General features: G+C 31.1%; 6 protein-coding genes. 2 read left to right on the top strand and 4 right to left on the bottom strand.

The window, feature by feature from the left end; genetic code table 11:
- Positions 1–167: 167 nt before the first annotated feature.
- On the bottom strand, positions 168–1,046 hold the full coding sequence (locus ACI389_RS07540) for a triphosphoribosyl-dephospho-CoA synthase (RefSeq protein ID WP_439780919.1): 879 nt from the start codon (positions 1,044–1,046) through the stop codon (positions 168–170).
- Positions 1,043–2,047 (bottom strand): porphobilinogen synthase, encoded by a 1,005-nt coding sequence (gene hemB / locus ACI389_RS07535; RefSeq protein ID WP_439780918.1) that lies wholly within the window; start codon positions 2,045–2,047, stop codon positions 1,043–1,045. Before hemB ends, ACI389_RS07540 begins: the two co-directional genes overlap by 4 nt.
- 104 nt (positions 2,048–2,151) lie before the next feature.
- Here hemB and aroC point away from each other — a divergent pair, with 104 nt between their 5' ends.
- Entirely contained in the window at positions 2,152–3,252 is a 1,101-nt protein-coding gene (gene aroC / locus ACI389_RS07530) for a chorismate synthase (RefSeq protein ID WP_439780917.1), read from the top strand.
- On the opposite strand, the gene ACI389_RS07525 is transcribed toward aroC, so the two are convergent.
- Entirely contained in the window at positions 3,249–4,172 is a 924-nt protein-coding gene (locus ACI389_RS07525; protein WP_439780916.1) for an MBL fold metallo-hydrolase, read from the bottom strand. The two genes, aroC and ACI389_RS07525, sit on opposite strands and share 4 nt — an antisense overlap.
- A 10-nt stretch (positions 4,173–4,182) precedes the next feature.
- Complete coding sequence (locus ACI389_RS07520; RefSeq protein ID WP_439780915.1) at positions 4,183–5,103, bottom strand: MJ0548 connectase family domain-containing protein; 921 nt, start codon at positions 5,101–5,103, stop codon at positions 4,183–4,185.
- Positions 5,104–5,414: 311 nt separating this feature from the next.
- Between ACI389_RS07520 and acs the strand changes: the two genes are divergently transcribed.
- Positions 5,415–7,511 (top strand): acetate--CoA ligase alpha subunit, encoded by a 2,097-nt coding sequence (gene acs, locus ACI389_RS07515; protein WP_439780914.1) that lies wholly within the window; start codon positions 5,415–5,417, stop codon positions 7,509–7,511.
- The last annotated feature ends 15 nt before the right edge of the window (positions 7,512–7,526 follow it).

Here is a 7,526-nt window from a genome sequence, read left to right as displayed (position 1 = left end):
TAATTTGGAATGACAACCGCAAAAAGGATTTTGAAAATCAACAAAGTTTTTGAAAGAGTCTTGAAAAAGCTTAAATAAATATATATTTTTTAACTATTTAAATCAATATTAAACAAAAATAATATTTTCTAAAACATTAATAAACTTAATTAAAAAAAGAAGATAAATTATTCAAAATAATCTTTCAAATAACTTACAAAAATAGAAGCTGCAGTTAAATCAGCAGTTGTTCCTGGATTATACTTATTTTTAAATAAAAATTCATCAAATTCTTTAACTTTATCTTCAAAATCACTTTCATCTTTAATATTAAGCAAATCCCTAGTCATCATAGATATCTTTAATGCTTCATCAGACCCATATTTTCTTGAAATTAAAGTATCAGGAACCTGTGAAAGTATTGTTAAAAATGTTAAAACACAAGATTCATTTTTGGATTTCTCTTTGGATAATTTATGATAAGTAGGATAACCAATTTCAAAAACCGCAGGCATGTCAGATGTCATCTCACGGGCTAGCATGTCCCATGGTGCAGAAATTTTTAAAACATCAAACATTGTCTGCTTATTTTCCCTAAGCTCATTTTTGGCATTGCCACTGGCAACGTCATATTCATCCTGGTCACCCATTCCTCCAGCATCTGCAATACTAATCGCATCATACAAGTTACATGCATCATCAACTGAAGTATTTGCCATTAATACTTTTATGTTTTCACGAATTTCATCAAATGACTTACTAATAGCTGCTGCAACTGCAATTGGAGTTATCATCATGACAATTCCAAGGTTAGTGTTATTTTTAATCCATCTATCGGTTTCAGCTACTGCCTGCAATATGAATTTACCTAATTTTGGATTTTCAACATCAACATCAGTACATGCTTCACGAATAGTATCTCCAATTACAATTCCACTTATTATAAAGTCTTCAAATTCCATATCCTCATAATCACGAGTTCTGTGAACATTACCTGGTTTCGGATATCCACTAACTTCAAGTGCTGATGCAATTTGAGCCATTTTTGCAATTTCATATGCATTCATTCTATCACATCATTTAAAAGTAAATAAGATGCAAAATTAGTGATTATTAAGTCTGCTCCAGCTCTTTTAATTGAAAGCAATGATTCCATAATTGCTCTTTCAGTTAGATATCCTTTCTCAATAGCTGCCATAATCATTGAATATTCTCCACTTACATTGTATGCAACTAATGGCAACATGAACTCATCACGAACCATACGAACTACATCAAGATATGGAAGTGCAGGTTTTACCATTAAAAAGTCACATCCTTCAATTACGTCAAGTTCACATTCACGAATTGCCTCAATTGCATTGCCAGGATCCATTTGATAAGATTTTCTATCCCCCAAATGAGGTGATGAGCATGCTGCAACTCTAAACGGTTCATAAAATGCTGATGCATATTTTGCTGAATAAGACATTATCATTACATTATAATATCCATTTTCATCTAATGTTTCACGAATAGCTTTTATTCTCCCATCCATCATATCAGAAGGTGCAACAATATCTGCACCAGCTTCAGCATGAGATAGTGCTACTTTTGCAATATACGGTAAAGATTCATCGTTTAAAATTTCAATTCCATCATCAGTATCTTCATTATCCTTAATCATACCACAATGACCATGAGATGTGTACTGGCATAAACATACATCACTAATTACAACAAGATTTGTTTCTTTTTTAAGTCTCCTAATAGCTTTTTGAACAATACCTATTGGTGAATAATCAGGAGAAGCAATTTCATCTTTAGTTTCTTCTTTTGGTATTCCAAATACAATAATTGATTTTAATCCTTTACTTTCAAGTTGTTTTGCAAATTCAATACCACTATCAAGAGAATATCTAAATTCACCTGGAAGGGGTGAAATCTCTTCTTTTTCCATTCCTTGGAGTTCTTCTTTAAAATAAATTGGATAAATTAAGTCTTCTTTTAGAAGTTTAGTTTCACGAACAATATCTCTAATTTTAGTATTTTTTCTAAGTCTTCTCATTCTTGTAGTTGGAAATTCCATAATAATCACTTAGTTAATAATTATTGATTTAAAAATATTTAAACTAATATATTAATATAATTTAAAAATTAAAATTATGAATATTTATTAAAAAGAGGCTAAACATGTCAAATTCAATTGGAGAAAAATTTAAAATAACAAGTTTTGGCTCAAGCCATGGTATTGGAGTAGGTGCAATTGTAGATGGATGTCCTGCAAACCTTGAATTGACTCAAGAAGATATACAAAAAGAACTTGATAAAAGAAAACCAGGAACAAGTAGTGTGACTACCCCTAGAAAAGAGAGTGATGAAGTTCAAATACTTTCAGGAATATTTGAAGGTAAAACTGATGGAACACCAATTGCTTGTGTTGTTTTTAATAAAAATCAACATTCAAAAGATTATTCTATGTTTAAAAATACTCCTCGCCCATCTCACGGTGATTTTGGCTGGATGATGAAATACGGAAACTATGATTACCGTGGAGGAGGAAGAGGTAGTGGAAGAGTCACTATTGGCCATGTTATTGGTGGAGCAATAGCAAAAAAACTCTTAAAAACACAAGGAATTGAAATTATCTCACATGTAACTCAAATTGGAAATATTAAAGCAGAGCCTCAAGAATATGATATTATAAAAGAAAATATTGAAAAAAACCCAATTAGATGTGGTGACCTAAAAACATCAAGAGAAATGGAAGAATTAATTTTAACTAAAAAACAAGAAGGAGATTCTATTGGAGGAATTGTAGAAACAATAGCTATTGGAGTTCCCAAAGGTTTAGGAGAACCAATTTTTGAGAGATTAGATGGTGATCTTGCAAAAATTTTAATGAATATAGGTGCAGTTAAAGGAGTTGAAATAGGTCTCGGATTTGATGTAGCGAATCATAGTGGACTTGAAATTAACGATGCATTTGAGATTAAGAACAATGAAATTACAACAAAAACAAATAATTCTGGTGGAATTATTGGTGGAATGAGTAATGGAATGCCAATAGTTTCAAGAATTGCAGTTAAACCTACACCATCTATTTCTAAATGCCAAGACTCAATTAATTTGGAAAAAATGGAGAATGAAAAAATAGAAATTAAAGGACGTCATGATCCTTGTATCTGTCCTAGAGTGACAGTGGTAGCTGAATCAAGTACTGCAATTGTTCTTGCAGACCACATGATTCGTTCAGGATTCATTCACCCTAACAATTTAGAGAAAAATATTTAATTTTTCTTCATTATAGACATCTCATCAAACTCTTTTCTTTTAACAGAAGTTTGATATGAGTTTCTCCTACCACTATTAAACAATGCATGACTAGTACTATGCATTGAAGATTCAACATCTTTAAGTGAAATTAATCTAAATTTCCTTGGATTATTGTAGTTTATATTAAATGACAATCCATCAAATGCTGCTATTGTTTTAACACCTGTTTTTTTAGAAATTTTTTTAGCTTCAACAACAGGATTATTAGATATCATTTTAAGACCTAAATGAGTCATAACTGCAACTTTCGGTTCTATTTTTTCAATTAAACTAATAAAATCACTTGAACACATGTGTCCAGGTATTGGTTTTTCCCCAGGCCGCAATACGCTAGCGATTAAAATATCCGCACCCTCATGGTCTTGTACTAATCCATCAAAATAACCAGTATCAGAGGTATAAGATATTTTGAATCCATTATAATCTATTTGAAATCCTGAACCTGCAGGGTCACTATGTTGAGTTTCAGTACCTTTCACTTTAATTGAATCAATTTCACTAAATTCACCATGTTTTAATATAACAATTCGTGATTTTGACTGATGATATTTTGAAATACATGGCCCCCATTCTTTATAACCCTCTAAAACACTGGAACTTCCGACAATAGTCCCATTATTTTTAGTCATACCTCTTGTCATTGATTCAATCAGAATCTCGGCATCATTATAATGGTCTGTATGGGCATGAGAAACAAAAACTCCACTTAAGTTACGAGGATCAAAACCAAACTGATATGTTCTAACAAGTGCACCAGGACCTGGATCTACATGATAATTCTTACCACCTAGATTATCAATTCTAAATCCTCCAGTCATTCTTCTTTGAGAAATAGCTGAAAATCTTCCCCCACCACTTCCTAAAAATGTAATTTTCATTTTAATCACCTTATAAAGAACATAAAATTATATCACATTTAAGAGAGGATTTATCTTTTTTGAGACATAACTCTTCATTTTCAATAACAACTTCATCTCCAATTTCTACATTATTACTTTCACTAAACATTAATACATTTTTACCTGGTGCTGCTAATTGTTTCCAATTACTATCCATTGCTTGTGTTTTATCATTTAATTGAACAATTACCATATTTCCTTCAACATTTACAACATTACCAATACTACCTTTGTTAATAATCTTATTAACCATTTCAATTTCAATAGATTGTTGAACAAGTTGTTCTGTTAATTCCTGTCTAAATTTAGTTAATACTTTAATGTCATGGTCAATAGTTAAATTCAAGTGATTTTGAGCTTCACCTTTATTGAAATTAGGTTGTTGCATTAAAATATCAAAATTTTTTCCAACAGTGGGAGTTTTAGAAGAAACTTCCTTTAAAATGTCTTCAAATACTTCTCCCATATATCTTAAACTTTTAGAGCCTTTTAATTTTTTTGAAATTAAATTGTGAGCTAGTTGCTTTGCAAAATTATTACCAAAAATAACAATTCCACTTTCACCAGCAGTACGTGATTTTGTCTGTGAACCTAACAATTCAATAATCTGATAACCATTGGTTGTACCATAAATTCTTTTTCTTTTTGTTTCCATAGCTCCTTTTGTACTTACTTCACCACGAATACAATTTCCAACTGTTTTTAATTTATTTGCATCATCAGTAATTTTAACTGAAATTCCAAGTTCTGATGCTCTACTTAAAAAGTCTTCATCATTACTAATAGATCCACCATACAATTCTTCTTCTAATAAATCTAAATTCTTTTTATCACCAAAATACCCTACTTTCCTTTTATCAGCCGCCATTACACATCCTTTTTTACCTATGTAAGCAATAATTAAGCTCATAATATCTCCTAATTTTGATATTTATTAAAATATTCAAATATTGCAAAATATCAATTATTTAATAATCATATATATTTATAGTAATCTTATGTTATAAAGTTTAACAGACACGATTATTAAAAAAAATATTTAAAGATGTATGTACTTCTTAAAAATTTTTTAAGGCAATTTTATAATAAAACAAGCAAAATAAAACATATATTTAAATATAACGAAAACTAAGATTATAACCAGTATAAATTTAATATAATTTTTAATTATTTATCATTATAAATTATTATTAGATTTAAAAGTATATAAGGAGACAAACTATGGTAGATCTCAATAAAATGTTTAAACCTGAATCTGTAGCAGTTATTGGTGCATCCAATACTCCTGGAAAAGTGGGATATATTATTGTTGATAATCTTATCAATGATGGATTTGAAGGAACAATTTATCCAATTAACCCTAAAGGTGGAGAAATATTAGGCAAAAAAGCATATACAAATATAAAAGATGTTCCTGAAAAAGTAGACCTTGCTATAATTACTATTCCATCAGCATTCGTTAATACTGCAGTCAAAGAATGTGGTGAAATCGGTGTAGAAAATATGGTAGTCATCACTGCTGGTTTTAAAGAAGTAGGTGAAGAAGGTGCTAAATTAGAAGAAGAACTAACAGCACTTGGTAAAGAATACGGAATAAATATTATTGGACCAAACAGTTTAGGAATTACTGATTCACATACACCATTAAATGGATCATTCTCACAAATGATGCCACCAACTGGAAATATGGCATTTATTTCACAAAGTGGGGCTATGATGGTAGCTATCATAGACTGGAGTGTAACTTCTGGAATTGGTTTCAGTAAAGTTATAAGTTTAGGTAATAAAGCCGGTGTAAATGAAATTGAATTATTACAATACTTAGCAGATGATGATGAAACTAATGTAATTATTTGTTACTTAGAATCTATTTCTGAAGATGAAGACTTTGTAAGAACTATGAGAGAAACTGCACTTAAAAAACCAATTATTATACTTAAATCTGGTTCAAGTTCCGCAGGAGCAGAAGCTGCATCATCCCACACTGGAGCACTCGCAGGTAGTGATTTAGCATTTGATACATCCTTCCGCCAATCCGGAATTATTCGTGTAGAAACTATGGCTGAATTATTTGACTTAGGTTTAGCATTCTCAAAAGCACCTCTTCCAAGAGGAGATAATGTAGCAATTATTACTAATGCAGGTGGTGGAGGAGTAGTTACCGTAGATGCTATGGAAAAAGCAGACTTAAAACTCGTTCAATTTGATGAAGAAACTACTGCGAAACTAAAAAAATGTGTTACTGAAGAAGGAAGTGCTAAAAACCCTATTGATGTATTAGGAGATGCACCTGTAAGTAGATATAAAGAATCCTTAGAAATTGTATTAAGTCAAGATGAAGTTGACAGTTTAATCGTTATGGTTTGTCCTACCGCATCTGCAGATCCTGATGGAATTGCAAATGCAATATTAGAAGAAAGAAAAGAATTTGACAAACCAATTATAGTTGTAAATATGGGTGGTCCATCCTTTGAAAAAGCAAACGATGTTTTAAGAGAAAATGGAGTGCCAACCTATGTATTCCCAGAAACTGCAGTAACCGCACTTAAAGCAATGACTGATTATGCAAAACTTCAAGATAAAGTATATGATGATGTTGTTGAAAAAGTAAGTGATGTTGATAAAAACAGCGTAAAAAAAATATTTGAAAAAGTTAAAGCTGATGGAAGAGACACATTACTTGGTAGTGAAGCATATGCAGTAGCTGAAGCATATGGAATTTCAGCAGCACCAATTAAATTATCTACTAGTGCTGATGAAGCAGCTTTACTTGCAGAAGAAATGGAATTCCCTGTTGTGCTTAAAATTGCATCTGATAAAATTTTACACAAATCCGATATTGGTGGTGTAAAAGTAGGAATTAATAATGTTGAAGAAGCTAAAGCAGCTTATGATGAAATTATCGCAAATGCAAAAGCAGCACACCCAGATATTATCCCTGATGGTGTGGAAGTACAAAAAATGATGGATTCCGGTGAAGAAGTCATTGTTGGTATGATTCGTGACAAACAATTTGGTCCTATGATTGCATTCGGTATGGGTGGAATCTATGTCAACCTTATTGAAGATGTTTCATTTAATCTTGCAAAAGGTATGAGCTCTCAAGAAATCGATGAGCAAATAAACAGTACCAAAGTATCTAAATTACTTGCAGGATACAGAGGAGAAGCAGCTTGTGATGTTGAAGAAGTTAAAGAAGCTATTAAAAGAGTAGCTAGATTAACTTTAGACTTCCCAGAAATATCTGAGTTAGACATTAATCCAATCTTCGTTTACGAAGAAGGTTCAAGTGCACTTGATATTAAAATTAAATTATAATTTCTCACATGAGAA

This window comes from Methanobrevibacter sp. (assembly GCF_051877095.1).
Lineage (GTDB): Archaea > Methanobacteriota > Methanobacteria > Methanobacteriales > Methanobacteriaceae > Methanocatella.
Note: the sequence above shows the minus strand (reverse complement) of the source record. Positions and strands in the feature narration are given on the sequence as shown.